This window comes from Roseomonas marmotae, assembly GCF_017654485.1.
Taxonomy (GTDB): domain Bacteria; phylum Pseudomonadota; class Alphaproteobacteria; order Acetobacterales; family Acetobacteraceae; genus Pseudoroseomonas; species Pseudoroseomonas marmotae.
Window position 1 is genome coordinate 1591322 of sequence record NZ_CP061091.1, and the last position, 21741, is coordinate 1613062.

Below are 21741 nucleotides of genomic sequence, written 5' to 3' on the forward strand. Positions count from 1 at the left end.
CCGGGCCCCGGGGAGCGATCCCCGGGGCTTTTTCTATGGGCGCGCCGGAGGGGAGATGGCATGAAAAAGGCCCGGCACCTCGCGGTGGCCGGGCCTTTCGCCGGGGGGGCGTTCAGCCCTGCTTCAGGTAGTCCAGCAGCTTGTTCATGGCCGCCGTCTTGTCGGTGCGGTCCAGAGCCGCCACCTCGGCCGCCAGCCGGTCCATCGCCAGCTCATAGATCTGCCGCTCGCTGAAGGACTGGTCGGGCTGGCCGGCATTGCGGTGCAGGTCGCGCACCACCTCGGCGATCTGCACGGGGTCGCCGCTGTTGATCTTCTGCTCGTATTCCTGGGCACGGCGGGACCACATGGTGCGCTTGATGCGCGCCCGGCCCTTCAGCGTGTCCAGCGCCTCGCCCATCATGTCCTTGTTGGCGAGCATCCGCAGGCCGGCGGAGGCCGCCTTGCCCAGCGGCACCCGCAGGGTCATGCGGTTCTCCTCGAAGGTGACGACGATCACCTTGAGCTCCAGCCCGGCGGCCTGCATCGTCTCGATGCCCTGTACCTGGCCGACGCCATGGGTGGGATAGACGACATAGTCGCCCGCCTTGAAATCGCTGCCCTTGTTGCCGAGCGGCTTCGGTGGCGGCATGGGGCGGGAGGGGCCAGGGGCCACCGTGCCTTCGCCGGGCGCCTGGTTTTCCACCATGCCGGGGCTGCGCGGCTCAGCGGTTTCGGATTGGGCGGGGGATTTCGCGCCGGCGGGGGGCTTCATCCGTTTTCTATTCTCCTGCGAGGCGCCTGGGACGAAAGCGGGGCCTCAAGGGCGAGATGACGCCGCCCCGTGTCACATGGCAAAAGCGCGCGGCGCCCTGTCCCGACGCCCGCACGCCCCAATCAGAACATGATGATAGCATAAGTTTCATGCCGCGTCATCCGCGGCCGCGCGGCGCCCCTCAGGGCGTACCGGGCTTGGGGTCGAAGAGGTCCTTCTTGCCCGGCTTGCCGTTCCATTCCTCGGCATCGGCCGGGGCCTCGCCCTTGCGGGTGATGTTCGGCCAGGTCTGGGCATATTCGCGGTTCAGCTCGGCCCAGTCGGTCGCGCGGTCGTCGCTGTCGGGCAGGATGGCCTCGGCCGGGCATTCCGGCTCGCACACGCCGCAGTCGATGCACTCGTCCGGGTGAATGACCAGCATGTTCTCGCCGACATAGAAGCAGTCGACGGGACAGACTTCCACGCAGTCCATGTATTTGCAGCGGATGCAGTTCTCGGTGACGACGTAAGCCACGGCCCATAGTTCCTTTCGCGCGCGCGAGACATGGACCGATGCGCCGCCCGATGCAAGCTGCCCATGGGCAGGCCTGCCTCAATCCACCGGCAGGGAGGCCAGTTCCCCCACCGTGATGGGCTTGAAGGGCGCGCGGGGCCGCAGCGCCCCGGCCTCGGCGACGGGGACGCCCCGTGTCTCGGCGATCAGTGCAGAGAGGATGGTGCCGCAGACCCGTCCCTGGCAAGGGCCCATGCCCGTGCGGAGATAGGCCTTGGCCTGGTTCGGCCCGGTGGCGCCCAGCCGGGCGGCGGCGCGCACCTCCCCGGCCGTGATCTCCTCGCAGCGGCAGACGATGGTGGCATCCTCCGGCGGGGCCAGCAGGCCAGGGGCGGGGGCATAGAGCCGGTCCAGGAAAGGCCGCAGCGCCAGGGCAGCCGCCAGCCGGGCGCGATGCGGCACCGCGCGGCTGTCCCGCGCATGCTCCGCCAGCCGGCCTAGCCGGTGGGCGGCATCCAGCGCCGCCAGCGCGCCGCCGGCCATGGCCGCCTGCCAGCCGCCGATGCCCGCGCCATCCCCCGCCACGGCCAGCAGCGGGTGCGGCGTGGCGCCCCAGGCATCCGCTTCCGGCCGCCAGCAGAGCTGCGCCTCGTCCCAGTGATGCGGCAGGCCCAGGGCACGGGAGATATGGGTGGAGGGGATCACCCCCTCATGCAGCAGCAGCGTGCCGGCCTCCGTGCTGCCGCCGTCCCAGGTGACGCGGCGCAGGATGCCGTCGCCTTCCGCCCGCAGCCCCGTCACATGGCGGATGACGCGCATGCCGGCGGCCCGGGCCGCCAGCATCAGCCCCGCGCCCTTGGCCAGCATGGCCCGGCCGCGCCAGAGCCCGCCCGCCCGCAGTGCCGGCCCCAGCGCGCCACGCGGCGTCGTCTCTAGCAGCAGGGCCGGCGGCGCGCCGGCCCGCGCCAGTTGCCCGGCCAGCAGCCAGAGCAGCGGCCCCTGGCCCGCCAGCACCGTGCGCCCGTGCGGCACGGCGCCCGCCTGCTTCAGCAGGATCTGCGCCGCGCCCGCCGTCATGACATTGGGCAGGGTCCAGCCGGGGATGGGCACCGGGCGTTCCTGCGCGCCGGTCGCCAGCAGCACGCGGCTGGCGGCCAGGGTGCCGGTGCCGTCATCCCCGCGCAGGGAGAGCAGCCCGGCCTCGGTATCCAGGTGCCAGAGGGTGGTGGCGGGACGGTAGTCGATGCCCGGCGTGGCGCGGAAGCGGCGGGCCAGGGCGGCCCCCTCGGCGGCATATTCCCCGGCCAGGGCGGGGTCGCGCCCGGCCTGTTCCACGCCACGGAAGATCTGCCCGCCCGGCGCGGGCTGCTCGTCGATGACGGTGACGGAAAGGCCCAGCGCGGCAGCCTCGATCGCCGCGCTCATGCCCGCCGGGCCAGCGCCGATGATGGCGAGGTCGGTCATGCCGGCACCGCCCGCGCGCCCTGCTGCGGGGCGATCCGCATGCCCGGCCGCACCGGCACCATGCAAGCCTGCCGGTTGGGCTGGCCATCGATCTCGGCCAGGCAGTCGAAGCAGATGCCCATCATGCAATAGGGCAGGCGGGGCGCACCGGTGACGGGCGTGTGGCGGATGGCGGGCAGCCCGGCCAGCAGCACGGCGGCGGCGGCGCTGCTGCCTTCCGGTACCAGCAGCGGATGGCCGTCGACGAAGACCTGCACGGTGGCGGGGCGGGCCTCAGGCCGCTGCGTGAACATGGAACCGCCTCGCACTGAACAGGGACAATTCGGGGGAGAGGGCGCCGGCGGCGATCATCGGCGCCAGTCGGTTGGCATGGGCGCCGGCCAGCGTCACGCCGGAATGGCAATTGGCGGTGAAGGCGCCGGGGAAACGCTCGGATTCGTCGTAGATCGGCAGCCCGTCGGGCGCCATCACCCGCAGCGCCGACCAGGCGCGGACGATGTTGAGATCGGCGATCCAGGGGAAGCAGAGCACGGCACGCCGCGCCATGGCCCGCATGATCTCGGGCGACTGGGTCAGGCTGTCGTAGCCCGCGTCCTCCTTGCTGTCGCCGATCATCAGGCTGCCCTCGGCGGTCTGGCGCAGGCTGACGGTGGGCATGGGCAGGATGGTGCGGGCGCGCTCCGTCACCAGGATCTGTCCGCGCTCCGGCTTCACGGGGGCGGAGAGGCCGAAGCGCGGGGCCAGCGCTGCATTGCCCAGGCCCGCCGCCAGCACCAGGCGGGGCGCGGTGAATCGCTGCCCGGCGGCGGCGATGCTGAAGTCGCGCGGCGCGGCGGTGCCTTCCTCCACCCCGGCATTGGGCAGGTAGTGCCCGCCGAGGCCGGTGAAGCCAGCATGCAGCGCCCGCAGCAGGTGCAGCGGGCTGGCATGGCCGTCATAGGGTGTCCAGCTGACACCGCTGACCTCCGGCCCCAGGCCGGGCAGCATGTCCCGCGCCTCGGCGGCCGGGATCATGCGGTAGTCGAAGCCGAAATTCCCGGCTTCCGCCTGCATCCGCGCCATGGTCTCGGCGCGCCGGTCGAATTCCTCCTCGCCGATGCAGATGCTCACGCCGCCGGGCTGGTGGCGGCGGGTATCGATTCCGGTGCGCTCCTGCAGGTCCCGCGCCAGTTCCGGCCATTCCTGCGCCGAGCCGCGCGTCCAACGCTGGTAATGTGGCGCGCCCAACCCCTTGGACTGCACCCAGATCAGGCCGAAATTGCCGCGGCTGGCCCGGTGCGCGACATCGCCCTCATCCAGCAGCAGCACGGCCAGGCCCTGGCGCTGCAGGCCATAGCCGATGGCAGAACCCACCAGCCCGCCGCCGATGACGATGGCATCGAAGGCTGTGCGGCTCATGACGGCTGGCGTGGGCTGGGCATGGATGCTTCGATAGAACGGCGGGGTGGGGCTTGCAATCCGGCTGCCGCCGCGCTGCCATCCGGCTTTCTCGCGGAGGTTTTTCCAGCATGCGTATCACCATCCTCGGCGCCGGCGTCATCGGCGTGGCCAGCGCCTATTGGCTTCATGCCGAAGGCCATGAGGTCGAGGTGATCGAGCGTCGTGAAGGCGCGGGGCTGGAGACCAGCTGGGGCAATGGCGCCATCATCCATGTCAGCTCCGTCCAGCCCTGGGCGGCGCCGGGCGTGCCGATGAAGGTGCTGAAGTGGCTGGGGCAGGAGGACGCGCCGATGCTGCTGCGCCCTTCCGCCGTGCCGCGCGTCTGGCGCTGGGGCCTGGGCTTCCTGCGCGCGGCGCGGCCGGCGCAGTACAAGGCCGGCAGCCTGGCCAATCTGAAGCTGGCGATGGAAAGCACCGCCGCCATGGCCGAGATCCGCGAGGCCACGGGCGTGCAATACGACTATGCCGGCAACTGCGTCATCAAGACCTTCTCCGACCAGGGCAGCCTCGATGTGGCCGCCGCCGAGCACCTGGCGCTGGCGCCGTATGGCTTGCAGACGGAGGTGCTGAGCCAGGCGGAATGCGTGGCGCGGGAGCCCGCGCTGGCGCCGGTGGCCGACAAGATCGCCGGTGGCCTGGGCTTCCCGCAGGATGAGGTGGGCGACTGCAACAAGTTCAGCCAGGGGCTGGCGAAGTGGCTGGAAGCGCGCGGCGTGCGCTTCCGATACAACACCACGGTCGAGGATGTCGTGCTGAAGGGCGGCCGCGTGGCGGCGGTGCGGATTTCCAGCGATGCCGGCGCGGCGGAGCTGCCGGCGGATGCTGTGGTGGTGGCGCTGGCCAGCCAGAGCGTGCCGCTGCTGAAGCGCCTGGGCGTCGCCATGCCGATCCAGCCCGTGAAGGGCGTCTCCGTCACCCTGCCGCGCAGCGTCTGGCCGGAGGGGCCGCGCAACGCCATCCTGGAGGACAGCCGCAAATTCGCGCTGACCCCGTTGGGCGACCGCTACCGCATCGTCGGCTCGGCTGAGGTGGGGGACCAGAGCACCGAGCCCTCTCCGGTGCGTGTCAGCGCCCTGACGCGGAAGGTGGCGGAGCTTTTCCCCAACCTGGCCCATTGCGAGGACATGCCGGGCGCCGTCTCCTGGGCCGGGCTGCGGCCGATGGTGCCGGACGCGCAGCCGCGCATCGGGCCCACGCGCGTCCCCGGCCTCTGGACCAATACCGGCCATGGCCATACCGGCTGGACCATGGCCGCAGGCTCCGGCCGCCGGCTGGCCGGGCTGATGGCGGGACGGCCGGCGGAAGCAGCGGCATAATTTTTTTGAGCATCACGTAAGAGGGAGTGACCTCCGGGCGAAATCTTGCTCTTTTCCGCCATGCGCCCGTTAGCGCAACAATCAGGGGGACTGACGAAATGGAAGAGAGCAAGGGCCGATCCGGTTTGGTCCGGCGCGGGTTGTTCGGTGCCTCCGCCGTGGGGGCGGCGGTGGGTGCCGCGGCCAGTGGCGGCCTGGGCCTGCTGGCGCCGCGCGGCGCCATGGCGCAGACCTTGGGCAAGAGCCGGCTGCAGCTGATCAAGGAGCGGGGGCGGCTGATCGTCGGCACCGGCAGCACCAACCCGCCCTGGCATTTCGAGGATGCCAATGGCCAGCTCCAGGGCATGGATATCGACTTGGCCCGCCTGCTGGCCAAGAACCTCTTCGACGACCCCACCAAGGTCGAATTCGTCCTGCAGGGCTCCGACGCCCGCATCCCCAGCCTGATCACGGACAAGGTGGATATCGTCATCCAGTGGATGACCGTGACCGCGGGCCGCGCCCAGCAGGTGGAGTTCACCGTCCCCTATTACCGTGAGGGTGTCGCCCTGCTGGTGCTGGCACGCGGCGGGAAGTACAAGAAGTTCGACGAGATCAAGGCCGCCGGGAGCAGCGTGACCATCGGTGGCACGCAGAACGTCTTCCTGGAGGACTGGGTCCGCAAGGCGCTGCCCGAGGCGAAGGTCGATGCCTTCGAGAGCCCGGACGCCACCCTGCAGGCGCTGAACGCCCGCCGCGTCGATGCCTATCTGGCCGACCAGTCCGCCGCCCGCTGGCTGATGCAGCAGGCTCCCGGCCGCTTCATCGATTCCGGCTATGGCTGGCTGCCCAATTCCTATGCCTCCGCCGTGAAGCCCGGCGACCCGGTGTGGCTGAACTGGGTGAACACCGTCTACAAGGAAGCCATGATGGGCGTGGACTTCGATTACTTCGCCGCCTCCTACAAGAAGTGGTTCGGGATCGAGCTGCCGACGCCGAAGGTGGGCTTCCCCACCGAATTCGCCTGACGCAGGCCACGGCGCCCCGCATGACGCGCGGCGCCGTCTCCTCCGATCGCGACAGGCTGGGTGCATGATTCAATACTATTTCGACTGGTCCGTGATCTGGCGGAACTGGGACCGCTTCATGTCGGCGCTCGGCCTCGGGCTGACGCTGGCGGTGATCTCCCTCTTCATCGGCAGCGTCATCGGCCTGGCCTGCGCCATGGCGCGGGTCCATGGGCCGCGCTGGCTCTCCTGGCCCGTCTGGCTTTATGTGGAGTTCATCCGCAACACGCCGCTGCTGCTGCTGGTCTTCTTCGTCTATTTCGGCCTGCCGGAGCTGGATATCAGCTACCTCGACAAGACGCAGAGCTTCGTGCTGGCCCTCTCGCTTTACGCGGGCGCCTATATGACCGAAGTGTTCCGCGCCGGCCTCGCCTCCATCCCCAAGCAGTATATGGAAGCGGCAAAGGCCATCGGCATGCGGCCCTGGCAGCGGCAAAGATATGTCGCTCTGCCGGTGATGTTCCGCATCACCCTGCCGGCCTTCAGCAACAACCTCATCTCCCTGTTCAAGGACACCTCCCTGGCGGCGGCCATCGCCATTCCGGAACTGACCTTCGTGGCACGGCAGATCAACGCCAATACCTTCCGGGTGATGGAGGCCTGGCTGACGGCCAGCCTCCTCTATCTCGGCACCTGCTATGTCATCGCCACCGGGCTGCGGCTGCTTGAACGCCGCTACGCCAGCATCCGCTGAGAGGAGGGGCGATATGGAGCTGGAACCCGGCACCTTCCTGTTCGAGGCCTGGACCGCCCGCTTCGCGCTCGCGCGCGGCCTCTGGGCCATGGTCACGACATCCACCATCAGCATCTTCCTCGCCACGGTGGCGGGCATCCTGCTCGGCGTGGCGCTGACCTATGGCTGGTGGCCGCTGCGGCTGCTGGTGCGGCTCTACGTGGACTTCATGCGCGGCATGCCGCTGCTGGTCCTGATCCTCTTCACCTATTACGGGCTGGCGATCTTCAAGATCAACGTGCCGCCCTTCTGGGCCGGGATCATCGCCCTCTCGGCCTTCGCCACCTCGCATGTGGCGGAGAACCTGCGCGGCGCCGTGCAATCCGTGCCGGCCGGGCAGATGGAGGCGGCCAAGGCCATCGGCCTGAACTTCCCGAAGCGGCTCTATTACGTGATCATCCCGCAGGCCGTCCGGCGCATGCTGCCGCCCTGGGTGAATACCTGCCTGGAGATCGTGAAGGGCACCACGCTGCTCTCCGTCATCGGCGTGGTGGAACTGCTTCTGGCCAGCCAGCAGGTGATCGCCCGCAACTACATGGTGATCGATTTCTACCTGCTGGCCTGCGGCATCTACCTGGTCGTCAACTTCTGCATCGCGCAGCTCGGCGCGCTGCTGGAGCGGCGCTTCTCCTATATCCGCTATTGAGGATGGCACGCATGAGCGATCAAGTGCTGCTGAAGGCGCGCGGCGTGCGCAAGAGCTTTGGCGATGTCGAGGTGCTGAAGGGCATCGACCTGGATGTGCGGCAGGGGCAGGTGGTCTCGCTGATCGGCGCTTCCGGCTCCGGCAAGACCACCTTCCTGCGCTGCGTGAACCTGCTGGAAGAGCATGACGGCGGGGAGATCCTGCTGGACGGCGACCCCATCGGGTACCGCATGGACGGGGGCAGGCGCCGCCGGTTGAGCGAGGTCAGGATCTCCGCCCAGCGGGCGCGGATCGGCATGGTCTTCCAGCAGTTCAACCTGTTTCCGCACCTGACGGCGGAAGGCAATGTGATGCTTGGCCTGACCAAGGTGCTGGGCAAGGGCAGGGCCGAGGCGCGCGACATCGCCGGCCACTGGCTGGAGCGCGTCGGGCTGGCGGAACGCCGGGGCCACCACCCCTACCAGCTCTCCGGCGGGCAGCAGCAGCGGGTGGCGATCGCCCGCGCGGTGGCCATGCAGCCCCGCCTGCTGCTGTTCGACGAGGTGACGAGCGCGCTGGATCCGGAACTGGTGGCGGAAGTGCTGGGCGTGATGCAGAAGCTGGCCGAAAGCGGCATGACCATGCTGCTGGTGAGCCACGAGATGCTCTTCGTCCGCGACGTCTCGCACCACGTGCTCTTCCTCGATGGCGGGCGCGTGGCGCAGGCGGGGCCGCCGAAGGAAGTCTTCGGCAATCCCGAGAGCGAGCGGCTCAGGAGCTTCCTCGGCCGTATGCACGGCATGTTCGGCCAGATGACCTGAAGGGAGCGGCGCCGCCGTCGCGGCGCCAGCCCCGGGGCATCACCCCCGCTTCACATTCATCGCGACGGTATATTCATCCGCCCGCGGCTCGTATGTCAGCGCGCCGCGCAGCGCCCAGATGTTCTTCTGCATGTGCAGCGGGATCACGCCCACATCCTCCATGGCCACCTTCATGGCCTGCTTGAAGATGCTCTCGCGCTTCTCGTCATCGGCGGTGCGCAGGCCCTCGATCACCAGCTTGTCCACCTCTTCGTTGGAATAGCCGCTGAAGTTGGTGCTGCCGAAGCCCTTCTCGTTGTTCCGCGTCATCAGCACGCTCTTCAGCGCGGTGGAGGGCTCGCCGCTCGTCGCCCAGCCGATCAGCATGACGGAGAGGTCGTTGCGCGCCTGCCGCTGCGCCAGCACGGAGAAGGGCACGGCGTCCACGGCGGTCTGCACGCCGACGCGCTGCCACATCTGCGCGACGGCCTGGATGATCTGCGCGTCGTTGACATAGCGGTTGTTGGGGCCGAGCAGCGTGATCTTGAAGCCCTGCGGATAGCCCGCCTCCGCCAGCAGCTTCTTGGCGCCCTCCAGGTCGAATTTCTGGACCGGGATGGTCTCGTCATGGCCATTGGCGCCGGGCGGCATCATCTGCCCGGACGGGAAGGCCGCGCCCTGCATCACCCGGTCCACCATGGCCTGGCGGTTGATCGCCATGCTCAGCGCCTTCCGCACCCGCAGGTCCCGCAGGGGGTTCTTGTCCAGCTTCTTGCCGGCATTGTCGGTGATGTAGGGGGAGCTGTCGTGCGCCTCGTCCAGCTTCAGGTAGATGCAGCGCAGGCTCGGGATCTCGGAGAAGCTGATGCCCTGTGTGCTCTTCAGGCGCGGCGTATCGGCGGGCGGCACCACGTCGATCATCTGCACGTCGCCGGAGAGCAGCGCCGCCACCCGCACGCCGTCATTGGGCACGAAGCGGTAGGTGACGGTGGCCCAGTCCGGCTTGTTGCCCCAGTACTGGTCGTTGCGCGTCATCACCACGCGGTCGTCGGGCGTGAAGGACTGCAGGCGGAAGGGTCCGGTGCCGATGACCGCCTTGCCGTTGTTGAAGTCGCCCGTCGGCGCCTCCACCATCGAGCGGTGGATGATGTAGATCTGGGTGAGGTCCTGCGGCAGCAGCGGATAGACCTCGGCCGTCTTGAGGCGGATGGTATAGGGGTCCACGACCTCATGGCCCGTGACCGCCCGCATGTAGACGGTGAAGGGGCCGGGGCTGTTCGTGACGGATGGCACGCGCTTCAGCGTGGCCACCACGTCCTCGGCCGTGAATTCATCTCCGTTGGAGAATTTCACGCCCTTCCGCAGCTTGAATTCCCAGGTGGTGTCATCCACCAGCTTCCAGGATTCCGCCAGGCCGGGCTCCAGCTGGGCGGCATTGTTGCGCCCCACCAGCCTGTCGAAGAAGTGCTCCGCCACCATATTGTTGGGCGAGAGCGTGTGGTAGTGCGGGTCCAGCGAGGTCGGCGGGGCCGCGACCGCCAGGGTCAGGTTCTGGCCCTGCGCCCGTGCGGGGGAGGCCGGCAACTGCCCGGCCAGCAGCGCGGCGGCGGGAAGGGCCAGGAGGCTGCGGCGTCGGAGGTCGGTGGGTAGGCGGGGCATGAGCGTCTCCGGGGTATTGAACCAGCGATTATCCCTGCGGGCCATCTTATGGTGACGGCTCCGAAACGGATTGCTGCATGGCCCGTGGTTTCGGTCAATGATCCTTCGCTGACCTGCGGCCGGCCGGGCGACCCGGTCCGGTGCGGGAGGCCTCCTGGAGACGCGTGCCGCCTGCGATGACCAATCCCAACAGCTTCGACAACCGGCCGGAAAAGCGCGCCAGGTGGGATTCCCGCTATATCGGCCTGGCGCATCACATCGCGCAGTGGTCCAAGGACCCGCGCGCCAAGGTGGGGGCGGTGCTGGTGAACCAGCCGCATGCCCGCATCGTCGCCACCGGCTTCAACGGCTTCCCCGCCAATGTCGAGGACAGCGTGGAGCGGCTGGAGAACAAGGCCCGCAAGCTGCAGATGATCCTGCATGCCGAGCAGAACGCCTTGCTGAATGCCGGCCATGCCGCCCGGGGCTGCGACGCCTATGTGGTCGGCAAGCCGGTCTGCAATGTCTGCGCCACCCTGCTGATCCAATCCGGCGTCCGCAGGGTGGTGGCGGCCGCGCCGCGCCCGAACACCGATTCCTACTGGGACAAGGTGGGGCTGCTGGCCATCGAGATGCTACGGGAGGCGGGGGTGGAATTCACCCCCGTCACCGGCGCCCAGCTGGATGCCCTGGGCCTGAACCGTGACGAGGCCCGCAGCGCCGAGGACCCGCTGGACCCCTTCCGGGAGCACCAGCAGGAATTCGACTTCGGCGGCTAGCCGGGTTTGTATTCGGGCATGGCCTCGACCATGGCCTTGGTGGCGCCGGGCAGCAGCCAGCGCTCGCTGTGCTGCAACTGGTCGTAAGGCACCGCCACCTGCTTCTTGCCGCTGCCCAGGAAGCCGCCGACCTCGACGACCACGGTCAGCCCGCCCTCCGGCGTGAAGATCAGGTCTTCGATCTCGCCGATCGTCTCATTGGTGGAGGCATAGAGCTTCTGCCCCATCAGGTTGCTGGCCTGCCAGCGGGACTTGTCCAGGGAGACGACATCCGCGTTGGCGGCGGGGGCGGCGGGTGTGCCCGGCGGGCTGGTGGTGCCACCACCGGCGGCCGGGGCATTCTGCGCCAGGGCCGGGGCGGTGCCCAGCAGGGCCAGGGCGGCCAGCAGCTTCAGCGAAAGACGCGATCTCATCCCTCGGGGCTCCTTCATGCGGCCCTCGGGAAACTGGCCGGGCGGGCCGGGGTTTCCGCCGCCCTGGCTAGCCGCCGGCCAGCGCCGCCCGCACGGCGGTCAGCTTCTCCGGATTGCGGACGACGTAGATGGCGCCGATGCGCCCATCCTCCCGCAGTTCCAGCGCCGTGGTCTGGGGCAGGCCATCGGCTTCCAGCGTCACATAACCGGGCAGGGCGTTGATATGGCCGAGATGCAGCAGGGGCGGGATCGGCGCCGGATACTTGCGGGCCAAGCCGGCGAAGAAGCGGCTGACCTCCCCGGCACCCAGGATGGGGTTGAGCGCGGCGGGGCGGATGCCGCCGCCATCGGTATGCAGCACCACGTCCCGCGCCAGCAGGTCGCGCAGGGCGGCCTCGTCCCCGCTGCGGCTGGCGGCCAGGAAGGCGCGGGCAATGCGCTGCGCCTCGGCCTCGCTCACCGCCTGGCGCGGCTCTGGCTCGCCCAGATGGGCTCGGGCGCGGGTGGCCAGCTTGCGGCAGGCGGCCTCCGTGCGGCCGAGCAGGGCGGCGATCTCGGCGAAGGGCGTCTCGAACAGGTCATGCAGGATGAAGACCGCGCGCTCCGCCGGGGAGAGGCGTTGCAGCGTCAGCAGGAAGGCCACGGAAATATCCTGCGCCCGCTCCCACGCCGCCTGCTGCGGCGGCCCGGCGGTCGTCAGCAGGGGCTCGGGCAGCCAGGGGCCGACATATGTCTCCCGGCGGTGGCGGGCGGATTTCAGATGGTCCAGGCTCAGCCGCGCGGTGACCTTCAACAGCCAGGCGCGGGGCAGCTCGATGGCCGCGCGGTCGGCGGTGCTCCAGCGCAGGAAGGCGTCCTGCGCGATATCCTCCGCCGTGGCCAGGGAGCCGGTCATGCGGTAGGCGAGCCCGATCAGCTCCGCCCGCAGCGGCATGAAGCTCTCGGCGGCATCGGGCTCGCCCGCCATGGTCAGGCCGCCCTGGCCGGCGCGCTGCCGGGCACGCTGCGGAAGCCGACGGACAGCCGGTTCCAGGCATTGATCGTGGCGATCAGCAACGAGAGCTTCACGATCTCCTCATCCGAGAAATGCGGGCGCAGGCCGTCGTAATCGGCATCCGGCGCCCCGGTGGTGGAGACCAGGGTCAGCGCCTCCGTCCAGGCCAGCGCCGCGCGCTCCCGCTCCGTGTAGTGCGGCGCTTCCCGCCAGGCATCCAGCAGGAAGAGGCGGGCGGGGCTTTCCCCGGCGGCCATGGCGTCCCGGCTATGCATCTCGATGCAGAAGGCGCAGCCGTTGATCTGGGAGGCGCGGGTCTTCACCAGATGGATCAGGCTGTGCTCCATCCCGCTGGTGGCGACGGCGCGCTCCAGCGCCAGCATGGGCTGCAGCATCCTGGGGGCGGTGGCGAAATAGTCGAGGCGAGGGGTCATGGCGGCGCTCCTGTAGGGGTTGATACCCTCAGGACGAGGCAGCGGTGCCGGATGTGACAGGGCGGCAACAGATTTCCGCGCCTGGGGGCAACCCAGCCCTGCCGCGGCAACCCTGGGTTTGCGGCCCCCGGCACGCTATATGGCAGCGCACCCGAAAAGACGACGCGCCCGCGGAGCACAGTTTTGCAGAACCTTGAGACGCCTGATGCCCCTCCCTCTGCGGGCCATAACCAGCCCCCGTTGAGCGAAACGGCCACCGAAGCCCATCGCCGCCGCACCTTCGCCATCATCGCCCACCCAGACGCCGGCAAGACGACGCTGACGGAGCAGTTGCTGCTGCTCGGCGGCGCCATCCAGATCGCCGGCGCCGTGCGCGCCAAGGGCGAGCGGCGCCGCACGCGCTCGGACTGGATGAAGATCGAGCAGGACCGCGGCATTTCCGTCGCGACCTCGGTCATGACCTTCGAATATGCCGGGCAGGTCTTCAACCTGCTGGACACGCCGGGCCACGAGGACTTTTCCGAGGATACCTACCGCACCCTTTCCGCCGTGGACGCGGCGGTGATGGTGATCGACGCCGCCAAGGGCATCGAGGCGCAGACCCGCAAGCTGTTTGAAGTCTGCCGGATGCGCGACATTCCCATCGTCACCTTCATCAACAAGATGGACCGCGAGGCGCGGGAGCCGCTGGAGCTGCTGGACGAGATCGAGAAGACCCTCGCGCTCGACGTGACGCCCGCCACCTGGCCGATCAGCTCCGGCCGGCAGTTCGCCGGCGTCTATGACATGGCCCATAGCACCCTGCGCCTGCTGGGCGAGGAAGGGGAGCGGGACGAGCCCGTCTCCGGCCTGGAGGACCCGCGCATCGACGCCCTGGTGGGCGAGGAGCGGGCCCAGCATCTGCGGGAGGGGGCGGAGATCGCCTCCGTCTATCCGGAATTCGAGCTGGAGAAGTTCCGCGAGGGCCATCTGACGCCGATCTATTTCGGCTCGGCGCTGCGGGGCTTCGGCGTGAAGCACCTGCTGGACGGCCTGGCTGCCTTCGCGCCCCCGCCTTCCGCCCGTGAGGCCGATGTCCGCACGGTGCAGCCGGAGGAGGAGAAGCTCTCGGGCTTCGTCTTCAAGATCCAGGCCAATACCGACCTGAACCACCGTGACCGCGTGGCCTTCCTGCGCATCTGCTCCGGCCGCCTGCGCAAGGGTGCGCGGCTGAAGCAGGTGCGGACGGGCAAAAGCATCCCGGTCAATGCGCCGCTGTTCTTCTTCGCGAAGGAACGGCAGGTGGCCGAGGAAGCCTGGCCGGGCGACGTGGTGGGCATCGCCAATCACGGCGTGCTCCGCATCGGCGACACGCTGACGGATGGCGAGGAGCTGAACTTCCGTGGCGTGCCCAGCTTCGCGCCGGAGATCCTGCGCCGCGTGCGGCTCGATGACCCGATGCTGGCCAAGAAGCTGCGCAAGGCGCTGGACCAGCTGGCCGATGAGGGCGTGGTGCAGGTCTTCCGTCCCATGGACGGCAGCCAGCCGGTGGTGGGCGTGGTCGGCCAGCTTCAGCTGGACGTGCTGAGCAGCCGCATTCAGGCCGAATACGGCGTCAACATCACCTTCGAGGGCACCTCCTGGTCCACCATGCGCTGGGTGGCGCCGAAGGAGGACGGGCCGCAGGGCCGCGCGGCGCTGGACCGCTTCCTGCGCTCCGCCCCCAGCCAGATGGCCGAGGACCACGACAACCAGCCCGTGGCCTTCTTCACCTCCGACTGGGGTCGCAAGCGCTCCGAGGATGAGAATCCGGCGCTGCACTTCCTGAACTTCCGGGAACAGCATGGGGTGGAGGCGGGCTGACCCGCCCCGCCGCGCCCTGGCGGGTGATGTAGAGCGCGCTGCCGACGATCAGCGCCGCGCCCGCCACCAGCCAGTTGTCGATGGCTTCCTGGAACAGCACCGCGCCTGTCGCCGCGGCGAAGACCAGCCGCACATAGGTGACGGGCGCGATGGCCGAGGCATCGACCAGCCGCAGCGCGCCGATCCAGAGATACATCCCCGCCGGGCCCAGCAGCCCCATGCCCGCCAGCAGCAGCGCATTGGTCCAGCCCGGCCAGGCCAGCCCGCCCCAGGCGAAGGGCAGGGCGCCGACGGTGGTGAAGATGCCGATATAGAGCATGATGGTGCCGGTGCGCTCGGTGCGCGCCAGGCTGCGGGTGGTCAGCGCGATGCCCGCGCCGAAGAAGGCCGAGAGCAGGGAGGCCGCCAGCGGCCAGCTCATCGGCAGCATCCCCGGGCGCACCACCAGCAGCACGCCCGCGAAGCCCACCAGCGTCGCCGCCCAGCGCCGCCAGCCGACTTCCTCCTTCAGCAATGGGCCCGCCAGCGCCGTGATGAAGAGCACGGAGGTGAAGGAGAGCACCGTCGCCGTCGCCAGCGTCAGGTGCAGAAAGCCGATGTAGTACAGCCCCCAGCTGATCAGGGAGAGCAGGCCGCGCAGCATCTGCATCGGCATCTGCTTCGTGCGCAGCAGGTCCGGCCCGGTGCGCAGCAGCAGCGGCGCCACCCAGACCAGCTGGCCGAAGGAGCGCACCAGCAGGATCGTCTCCACGGGCACGCCCACCATCAGCTTGGTCAGGCTGGCTTCCAGGTTGAACAGAAAGGCCGCGGCGACGGCCAGCAGAACCGCCTGCTGTATCGGGCTCATCCGCGCGCGCGGGCCTCGGCGACGGAAACCAGGGTCGCCCCGGCCAGGATGACCAGTGACCCCGCCCAGCCCCAGGCATCCGGCGCCTCGGCATAGAGCGCCCAGCCGAAGAGCGCGGCGATGGGCAGCCGCAGATACTGGAAGGGCCCGACGGCCGAGGCCTCGCCGAAGCGGAAGGCCTCCGTCACCAGCAGGATGATGGAGGGCGTGAAGGCCGAGAAGGCCAGCAGTGCCAGCAGTTCCAGCCAGCCGATGGGCTGCCAGCCCCAGATGGCCGCCGGCAGCACGCCCAGGAAGGTCACCACGCCCACCCAGGTCAGGATGGTCGCGGTGCTCTCGGTGCGTGTCAGCATCCGCGTCGTCACCGTCAGCCCGCACCAGGTAACGGCCCCCGCCAATGCCGCCGCCACACCCAGCGGCGCGGCCATCAGCATCCCCGCGCCCTCCCAGGGGCGCAGCATCAGGCAGACGCCGGCGAAGCCCGCCAGCACGCCGGCCCAGCGCGCCGCGCCCACCCTCTCCTTCAGCAGCGGGCCGGCCAGGATGGTGGTGATCATGACGCTGGTGAAGGAGAGCACCGTGGCGGAGGCGAGGTCGAGCTGGGTGAGGGAGAAGTAGTAGAGGCCCCAGGTTACCAGCGAGCAGCTGCCGCGCAGTACATGCAGAGGGATATGGCGGCTTCGCAGCAGCCCCGGCCCGGCCGAGAGCAGCAGCGGCACCACCCAGGCCAGCTGCCCGCCGGCGCGGAACAGCAGCTGCGTCGTCACCGGCACGCCGCGGGCGGTCAGCCAGCGGATGAAGAGCGCCTCCACGCAGAAACAGAAGGCTGCCGCCGCCATCAGCACGGCGCCCCGGAGATTGCCCCGGGCCTGTGATTCGCTCACGCCAGAGAAGCCTCCCCGGAGCATGGCGCCGGTGGGGTTGGGGCGGGCGGGGCAGGGGGCATCTGAATCAGGTCCTGGCGATCCTGAAGGCCAGGGTGGCGCCGGGGCATGGCGGCGGCAAGGGTGTGAGGCGCCGAATTCCGCGCTCCCGGCCGCGCCGCGCCGCTCAGCGCCGGCCAGCCCACTGACAGGCGGACATCAGCACAGGACGGATGGAAACGGCGGAATGGCGCGGGCCGGGGGGCGCGCCTTCCCGGCCGGTGCGGGAGATCGGCCTGGCCGCGGACGCGCTAGGGCGCCTGAGACGCGGCCTCCGCCGCCTCCTCCTGCGCCGCGATATCGGTCAGGCGCTGCTTTGGCCAGGCCGGGGCAGGGGCGGCGACCCAGCCTTCGCCATTCCAGCGGCGTGGTTCGATCCGCGCCACGTTCCTCTCCACGATGATGCGGTTATAGGCATTGGGGTCGCCGCGCAGCCGCGTGGAAATGGCCGAGCCCGCCTGCACCACCAGCAGGTCCTGCTGCTGCCGGCGCAGCAGCCCCGTGCGCTCGCCAGCCGCGCCGCGGTGCAGCCGCACATAGTCCCGGTGCAGATGGCCCGAGAGGATCAGCCGCACGCCGGCCTTGGCCAGCCGCTCCAGCGCCGGGGCGGCATGGCGCGCGAGCGGCGTATCCGGCCGCTCCTCCGGCGCCAGGAAGGGGTGATGGGCGACGACGATGCGGAAGAGGTTCTTCGGCAGCATCTCCAGCCGCCCCAGCAGCTTCCGCAGCCCATGGCGCGGCACCCGGCCGCCTTCCCAGTTGAGGTGCCAGCCGCCGCGGATGACGGTGTTCAGCCCGATCACCGCCAGTTCCTCATCCCGCCAGAGCGGCTCCGTCTCCGGCGAGACGTGGCGGCGCCAGCGGCCGAAGGGGTCCAGGAAGCGTTCCCAGGGGTAGAAGGTGGTGATGTCGTGATTGCCCGGCACCGCCAGCACCGGCGACTTCAGGCGGGAAAGGAAGGCGGCGGCGGCGATGAATTCGCGGTTCCGCGCCCGCATGGTCAGGTCGCCGCTGACCACCACGAGATGCGCGGGGTCCTCGTTCAGCGCCTCCACCAGCGCCTCGGCGGCCCTGTGGTCGATGAGGTTGAAATGCAGGTCGGAGATATGATCGACCACCCTCATGCCAGGCCCTCTGCCGCCATCGGCAGGGGCGGCGCAGCCATGGCGGGCTGTGGCGATGCCAGCACCAGCAGGGCACGGGGGCGGATGGAATAACGCAGAGGGGTTCGCAGCAGCATCGCCTCACCATCGTTCATGACCCGAAGGTGGCTGCGGCGGCTCAGGATATCCAGGGTCTCCGCCTCGCCGGAGATCAGTCCGGGCTGGCTCCGCCAGCGTCCCAGCGCCATGGAGGTCAGTATCCGGGCGATCCATAGCAGGTCGAACTGGCGCACCACATGCCAGCTCAGCCGCCCCGTATCCAGCCGGGGCCGGTGGAAGAAATGGCCGGGCGCTTCGTCATAGGCGTTGTTCACGACGGAGATGGCGCGGCTCCAGACCCGCCGCATCTCGCCGCCACCCGTCCGCAGCCCCAGCCGCAGCGGCGGGTGGTGCAGCAGCGCGCGGGCGAGCGCCACCACCACCCGCCAGCGCGGCGCCAGCCCGCCGCGTCCGCGCACCTTCTCCCGGTGCAGGCCCATGCGGTTGGGCAGGCCGATGACGGACTGGCAGAGGAAGACCTCGCCATTCACCAGGCCGATATCGATGCGGCGCGGGGTGGCCCGCGCCAGGGCGGCGGCCGCTTCCTCCGGCGCCAGGGGCAGGCCCAGGTCGCGCGCCAGCAGGTTCAGCGTGCCCAGCGGCAATATCGCCATCGGCACCGGACCGCCTGCCAACCGCGCGGCGGCGGTGCGGATGGTGCCGTCGCCACCGCCCACCACCACCACATCCGGCTGCAGGGCCAGCGCCGCCTCCAGCCGCGTATCCAGGTCGCCGCCGGCCTCCACCTCCAGTACCTCCAGCCCGGCATCCCGCAAGGCGGCTGGGATCAGCGTCAGCAACTCTGGCCGGGCGAGCAGAGTCCCGGCGCGCGGATTTAGTAGCAGGGCAGCACGCATCGGGATTCCATTCAGGCGCCGTTCTCTCGCAGGCGCGCAACGCGCCGCTTGTGGGGCAGGTTGCCCCCCGGTGGCGAGGGTGGGCATTCGCACGGTCGCGTGCATGGCCCCCAATTTAACGGCGCTTCAGGACCCCTTCACCCTCGGGAGCGATAATCAGCAGGCCGGACAAAAAAAGAGAGAGACCCCGATGCGCCACGAGATCAAGTCTGCCCCGATCACCGCCACCAGCCTGATCACCGGACTGGTGGAGCTGCCCTGGGGGGCGCCACTCTTCGGCACCCTGCCCAGCCACGCCCCGCGCAGGGGCTAAGGTCCCGGAAGTCCGGCTCATCCGGGAGGGGAAAAAAAGGGCGCGGCCCACCAGGACCGCGCCCTTTTTCCGTGCCGGCCCCCTGCGGAGGCCGGCCTGGGTCAGTCTCAGGCGGCGGACTTGGTGCCGGCCATGCTGCGCAGCACGTAGTGCAGGATGCCGCCGTTCTTGTAGTACTCGACCTCGTCGGCCGTATCGACGCGGCACTGCACATCGGTGCGGGTCACGCTGCCATCCGGGCGGTGGATCACCAGGCCCAGCACCATGCGGGCCTTCAGCTCCTCGAGGCCCTCGATGTCCACGATCTCCTCGCCGGTGATGCCGAGGGTCTTGCGATCCTCGCCCGGCTTGAAGACCAGCGGCAGCACGCCCATGCCGACGAGGTTGGAGCGGTGGATGCGCTCGAAGCTCTCGGTGATGACGGCCTTCACGCCCAGCAGGAAGGTGCCCTTGGCCGCCCAGTCGCGGGAGGAGCCGGTGCCGTATTCCTTGCCGCCGAAGATCACCAGCGGGCGGCCCTCGGCCTTGTACTTCATGGCCGCGTCATAGATCGGCATCACCTCGCCCGAGGGGAAGTGCCTGGTGATGCCGCCCTCGATGCCCGGCACCATCTCGTTCTTGATGCGGATATTGGCAAAGGTGCCGCGCATCATGACTTCGTGGTTGCCGCGGCGGGCGCCGTAGCTGTTGAAGTCGGCCTGACGGACCTGGTGGTTCAGCAGGTAGTCACCCGCCGGCGAGGCCTTCTTGATGTTGCCGGCCGGGGAGATGTGGTCGGTGGTGATGCTGTCGCCCAGCACCGCCAGCACCCGCGCGCCGGCGACGGAGGCGATCGGCTTCGGCTCGGCTTCCATGCCCTCGAAATAGGGCGGGTTCTGCACGTAGGTGGAGCCGGAGTTCCAGCGATAGGTGTCGCTGCCCGCGTCGACGCGGATGGCCTGCCACTGCTGCGGACCCTTGAAGACGTCCGAATAGCGGCTCTGGAACATCTCGCGCGTCACGACGGAGGCGACCACGTCGTTCACCTCCTTCTGCGTCGGCCAGATGTCCTTCAGATAGACCGGCTGGCCGTCCTTGCCCGTGCCGATCGGCTCCTTGGTCACATCCTTGGTGATGGAGCCGGCGAGCGCGTAGAGCACCACCAGCGGCGGGGAGGCCAGGTAGTTGGCGCGCACGTTCTGGTGCACGCGGCCCTCGAAGTTGCGGTTGCCGGAGAGCACGGAGACCGCGACCAGCTTGTTCTCCTCGATCGCGTCCACGATCGGGTCCGCCAGCGGGCCGGAATTGCCGATGCAGGTGGTGCAGCCATAGCCGACGGTCTGGAAGCCGAGCGCGTCCAGGTGCTGCGTCAGGCCGGCCTTGTCCAGGTAGTCCGTCACTACCTGGGAGCCGGGGGCCAGCGAGGTCTTCACCCAGGGCTTCGGCGCCAGGCCCTTTTCATGGGCCTTCTTCGCCACCAGGCCCGCGGCCACCAGCACATAGGGGTTGGAGGTGTTGGTGCAGGAGGTGATGGCGGCGATCACCACGTCGCCATGGCCGAGGTCATAGTTGGCGCCGGCCACCGGCACGCGCAGGTCGGCCTTGTCGCCGGGCACGCCAAGGTTGCCGGAAGCCAGTTCCTTGGCGAAAGCCGGGGCGGCGCCGGTCAGCGCCACGCGGTCCTGCGGACGCTTCGGGCCGGCCAGCGACGGCTCGACCGTGGCCATGTCCAGTTCCAGCGAGTCGGTGAACACGGGGTCGGGCTGGCCTTCCTCGCGGAACATGCCCTGGGCCTTGTAGTATTCGCGCACCAGGTTGATGCGGTGCTCGTCGCGGCCGGAGAGGCGCAGGTAGTCCAGCGTCACCTCATCGACCGGGAAGATGCCGCAGGTGGCGCCGTATTCCGGGGCCATGTTGCCGATGGTGGCGCGGTCCGCCAGCGCCATGTCGGCAAGGCCCGGGCCGTAGAACTCGACGAACTTGCCGACCACGCCCTTCTTGCGGAGCATCTGCGTCACCGTCAGCACCAGGTCGGTGGCGGTCACGCCCTCACGCAGCTTGCCATGGAGCTTGAAGCCGATGACGTCGGGGATGAGCATGGCGATCGGCTGGCCGAGCATGGCGGCCTCGGCCTCGATGCCGCCCACGCCCCAGCCCAGCACGCCCAGGCCGTTCACCATGGTGGTGTGGCTGTCGGTGCCGTAGCAGCTATCGGGGTAGGCGAAGGTCTCGCCGGCGTCGGTGGAGGTCCAGACGCCCTGGGCCAGGTATTCCAGGTTCACCTGGTGGCAGATGCCGGTGCCGGGCGGGACGACGCGGAAGTTGTTGAAGGCTTCCTGGCCCCAGCGCAGGAACTCATAGCGCTCGCCGTTGCGCTCGAACTCGATGTCCACGTTCTTCTGCAGGGCGGAGGCGCTGCCGGAGACATCGACCATCACGGAGTGGTCGATCACCAGATCGACGGGCACCAGCGGGTTCACGCGGCGCGGGTCGCCGCCCAGCTTCAGGATGCCGTCGCGCATGGCGGCGAGGTCCACCACCGCGGGCACGCCCGTGAAGTCCTGCATCAGGATGCGCGCGGGACGGAACGGAACTTCCTTGTCGCTGCGGCCTTCCTTCACCCAGTCGGCGATCGCCTGCGCGTCCTTGGCGAAGTAGGAACGCCCGTCCTCGAAGCGCAGCACGTTCTCCAGCAGCACCTTCAGGCTGTAGGGGAGACGCGAGATGTCGCCGATGCTCTTGGCGGCTTCGGGCAGGCTGAAATAATGGTAGGTCTTGCCATCCACCGCCAGGGTGCGGCGGGTCTTGAGGCTATCCTGCCCGATCAAGCGCATGGTTGGAGCTTCCCA

Annotated in this window: 22 protein-coding genes; 8 read left to right on the forward strand and 14 right to left on the reverse strand. The window is 69.4% G+C overall.

Features of this window, described 5'->3' with window-relative positions; genetic code table 11:
* Positions 1-112: 112 nt before the first annotated feature.
* From IAI58_RS07515 to IAI58_RS07535, 5 genes are all read right to left on the reverse strand, one after another.
* A complete protein-coding gene (locus IAI58_RS07515) occupies positions 113-754 on the reverse strand; it encodes a CarD family transcriptional regulator (protein ID WP_207449212.1) in 642 nt (213 codons plus the stop codon).
* Positions 755-935: 181 nt separating this feature from the next.
* Complete coding sequence (fdxA, locus tag IAI58_RS07520) at positions 936-1268, reverse strand: ferredoxin FdxA (RefSeq protein ID WP_207449214.1); 333 nt, start codon at positions 1266-1268, stop codon at positions 936-938.
* A gap of 78 nt (positions 1269-1346) precedes the next feature.
* Positions 1347-2711, reverse strand: coding sequence for an NAD(P)/FAD-dependent oxidoreductase (locus IAI58_RS07525; protein ID WP_207449216.1), 1365 nt, complete (start codon positions 2709-2711; stop codon positions 1347-1349).
* The gene (locus tag IAI58_RS07530; protein WP_207449218.1) at positions 2708-3004 is read right to left on the reverse strand and encodes a (2Fe-2S)-binding protein; all 297 of its coding nucleotides are present in this window, start codon (positions 3002-3004) and stop codon (positions 2708-2710) included. The genes IAI58_RS07525 and IAI58_RS07530 overlap by 4 nt, the downstream gene beginning before the upstream one ends.
* Positions 2985-4109: an NAD(P)/FAD-dependent oxidoreductase gene (locus IAI58_RS07535; protein ID WP_207449220.1), complete on the reverse strand. Its 1125-nt coding sequence runs from the start codon at positions 4107-4109 to the stop codon at positions 2985-2987. The genes IAI58_RS07530 and IAI58_RS07535 overlap by 20 nt, the downstream gene beginning before the upstream one ends.
* Positions 4110-4219: 110 nt before the next feature.
* On the opposite strand from IAI58_RS07535, the gene IAI58_RS07540 reads away from it, so the two are divergent.
* The 5 genes from IAI58_RS07540 to IAI58_RS07560 all read left to right on the forward strand — a co-directional run bounded on the left by IAI58_RS07540 (position 4220) and on the right by IAI58_RS07560 (position 8692).
* The gene (locus tag IAI58_RS07540; RefSeq protein WP_207449222.1) at positions 4220-5467 is read left to right on the forward strand and encodes a D-amino acid dehydrogenase; all 1248 of its coding nucleotides are present in this window, start codon (positions 4220-4222) and stop codon (positions 5465-5467) included.
* A gap of 98 nt (positions 5468-5565) precedes the next feature.
* On the forward strand, positions 5566-6474 hold the full coding sequence (locus IAI58_RS07545; RefSeq protein ID WP_207449224.1) for a transporter substrate-binding domain-containing protein: 909 nt from the start codon (positions 5566-5568) through the stop codon (positions 6472-6474).
* Between the two features lie 64 nt (positions 6475-6538).
* Entirely contained in the window at positions 6539-7207 is a 669-nt protein-coding gene (locus tag IAI58_RS07550) for an amino acid ABC transporter permease (protein ID WP_208776050.1), read from the forward strand.
* Between the two features lie 13 nt (positions 7208-7220).
* Complete coding sequence (locus IAI58_RS07555) at positions 7221-7892, forward strand: amino acid ABC transporter permease (RefSeq protein ID WP_207449226.1); 672 nt, start codon at positions 7221-7223, stop codon at positions 7890-7892.
* 11 nt (positions 7893-7903) lie between these two features.
* Positions 7904-8692 (forward strand): amino acid ABC transporter ATP-binding protein, encoded by a 789-nt coding sequence (locus IAI58_RS07560; protein WP_207449228.1) that lies wholly within the window; start codon positions 7904-7906, stop codon positions 8690-8692.
* Positions 8693-8731: 39 nt separating this feature from the next.
* Here IAI58_RS07560 and IAI58_RS07565 read toward each other — a convergent pair whose 3' ends face one another.
* Entirely contained in the window at positions 8732-10330 is a 1599-nt protein-coding gene (locus IAI58_RS07565) for an ABC transporter substrate-binding protein (RefSeq protein WP_207449230.1), read from the reverse strand.
* Between the two features lie 164 nt (positions 10331-10494).
* On the opposite strand from IAI58_RS07565, the gene IAI58_RS07570 reads away from it, so the two are divergent.
* A complete protein-coding gene (locus tag IAI58_RS07570; protein WP_237182930.1) occupies positions 10495-11088 on the forward strand; it encodes a deoxycytidylate deaminase in 594 nt (197 codons plus the stop codon).
* Here the strand turns inward: IAI58_RS07570 and IAI58_RS07575 are convergent.
* The 3 genes from IAI58_RS07575 to IAI58_RS07585 all read right to left on the reverse strand — a co-directional run bounded on the left by IAI58_RS07575 (position 11085) and on the right by IAI58_RS07585 (position 12929).
* Positions 11085-11501, reverse strand: coding sequence for a PRC-barrel domain-containing protein (locus IAI58_RS07575; RefSeq protein WP_207449232.1), 417 nt, complete (start codon positions 11499-11501; stop codon positions 11085-11087). The genes IAI58_RS07570 and IAI58_RS07575 overlap by 4 nt on opposite strands.
* Positions 11502-11568: 67 nt before the next feature.
* The gene (locus tag IAI58_RS07580) at positions 11569-12468 is read right to left on the reverse strand and encodes a sigma-70 family RNA polymerase sigma factor (RefSeq protein ID WP_207449234.1); all 900 of its coding nucleotides are present in this window, start codon (positions 12466-12468) and stop codon (positions 11569-11571) included.
* A gap of 2 nt (positions 12469-12470) precedes the next feature.
* Complete coding sequence (locus IAI58_RS07585; RefSeq protein WP_207449236.1) at positions 12471-12929, reverse strand: carboxymuconolactone decarboxylase family protein; 459 nt, start codon at positions 12927-12929, stop codon at positions 12471-12473.
* Between the two features lie 240 nt (positions 12930-13169).
* Between IAI58_RS07585 and IAI58_RS07590 the strand changes: the two genes are divergently transcribed.
* Positions 13170-14771, forward strand: a complete 1602-nt coding sequence (locus IAI58_RS07590; RefSeq protein WP_207449238.1) for a peptide chain release factor 3 — start codon at positions 13170-13172, stop codon at positions 14769-14771.
* Here IAI58_RS07590 and IAI58_RS07595 read toward each other — a convergent pair.
* From IAI58_RS07595 to IAI58_RS07610, 4 genes are all read right to left on the reverse strand, one after another.
* On the reverse strand, positions 14677-15618 hold the full coding sequence (locus IAI58_RS07595; RefSeq protein ID WP_207449240.1) for a DMT family transporter: 942 nt from the start codon (positions 15616-15618) through the stop codon (positions 14677-14679). The two genes, IAI58_RS07590 and IAI58_RS07595, sit on opposite strands and share 95 nt — an antisense overlap.
* On the reverse strand, positions 15615-16502 hold the full coding sequence (locus IAI58_RS07600; RefSeq protein ID WP_237182931.1) for a DMT family transporter: 888 nt from the start codon (positions 16500-16502) through the stop codon (positions 15615-15617). The genes IAI58_RS07595 and IAI58_RS07600 overlap by 4 nt, the downstream gene beginning before the upstream one ends.
* Positions 16503-16792: 290 nt before the next feature.
* Positions 16793-17665: a metallophosphoesterase family protein gene (locus IAI58_RS07605; RefSeq protein ID WP_207449242.1), complete on the reverse strand. Its 873-nt coding sequence runs from the start codon at positions 17663-17665 to the stop codon at positions 16793-16795.
* The gene (locus IAI58_RS07610) at positions 17662-18600 is read right to left on the reverse strand and encodes a diacylglycerol/lipid kinase family protein (RefSeq protein ID WP_207449244.1); all 939 of its coding nucleotides are present in this window, start codon (positions 18598-18600) and stop codon (positions 17662-17664) included. The genes IAI58_RS07605 and IAI58_RS07610 overlap by 4 nt, the downstream gene beginning before the upstream one ends.
* 190 nt (positions 18601-18790) lie before the next feature.
* Here IAI58_RS07610 and IAI58_RS23265 point away from each other — a divergent pair, with 190 nt between their 5' ends.
* Entirely contained in the window at positions 18791-18913 is a 123-nt protein-coding gene (locus IAI58_RS23265; protein ID WP_272874867.1) for a hypothetical protein, read from the forward strand.
* A gap of 107 nt (positions 18914-19020) precedes the next feature.
* On the opposite strand, the gene acnA is transcribed toward IAI58_RS23265, so the two are convergent.
* Entirely contained in the window at positions 19021-21726 is a 2706-nt protein-coding gene (gene acnA / locus IAI58_RS07615; protein WP_207449246.1) for an aconitate hydratase AcnA, read from the reverse strand.
* Positions 21727-21741: the final 15 nt, after the last annotated feature.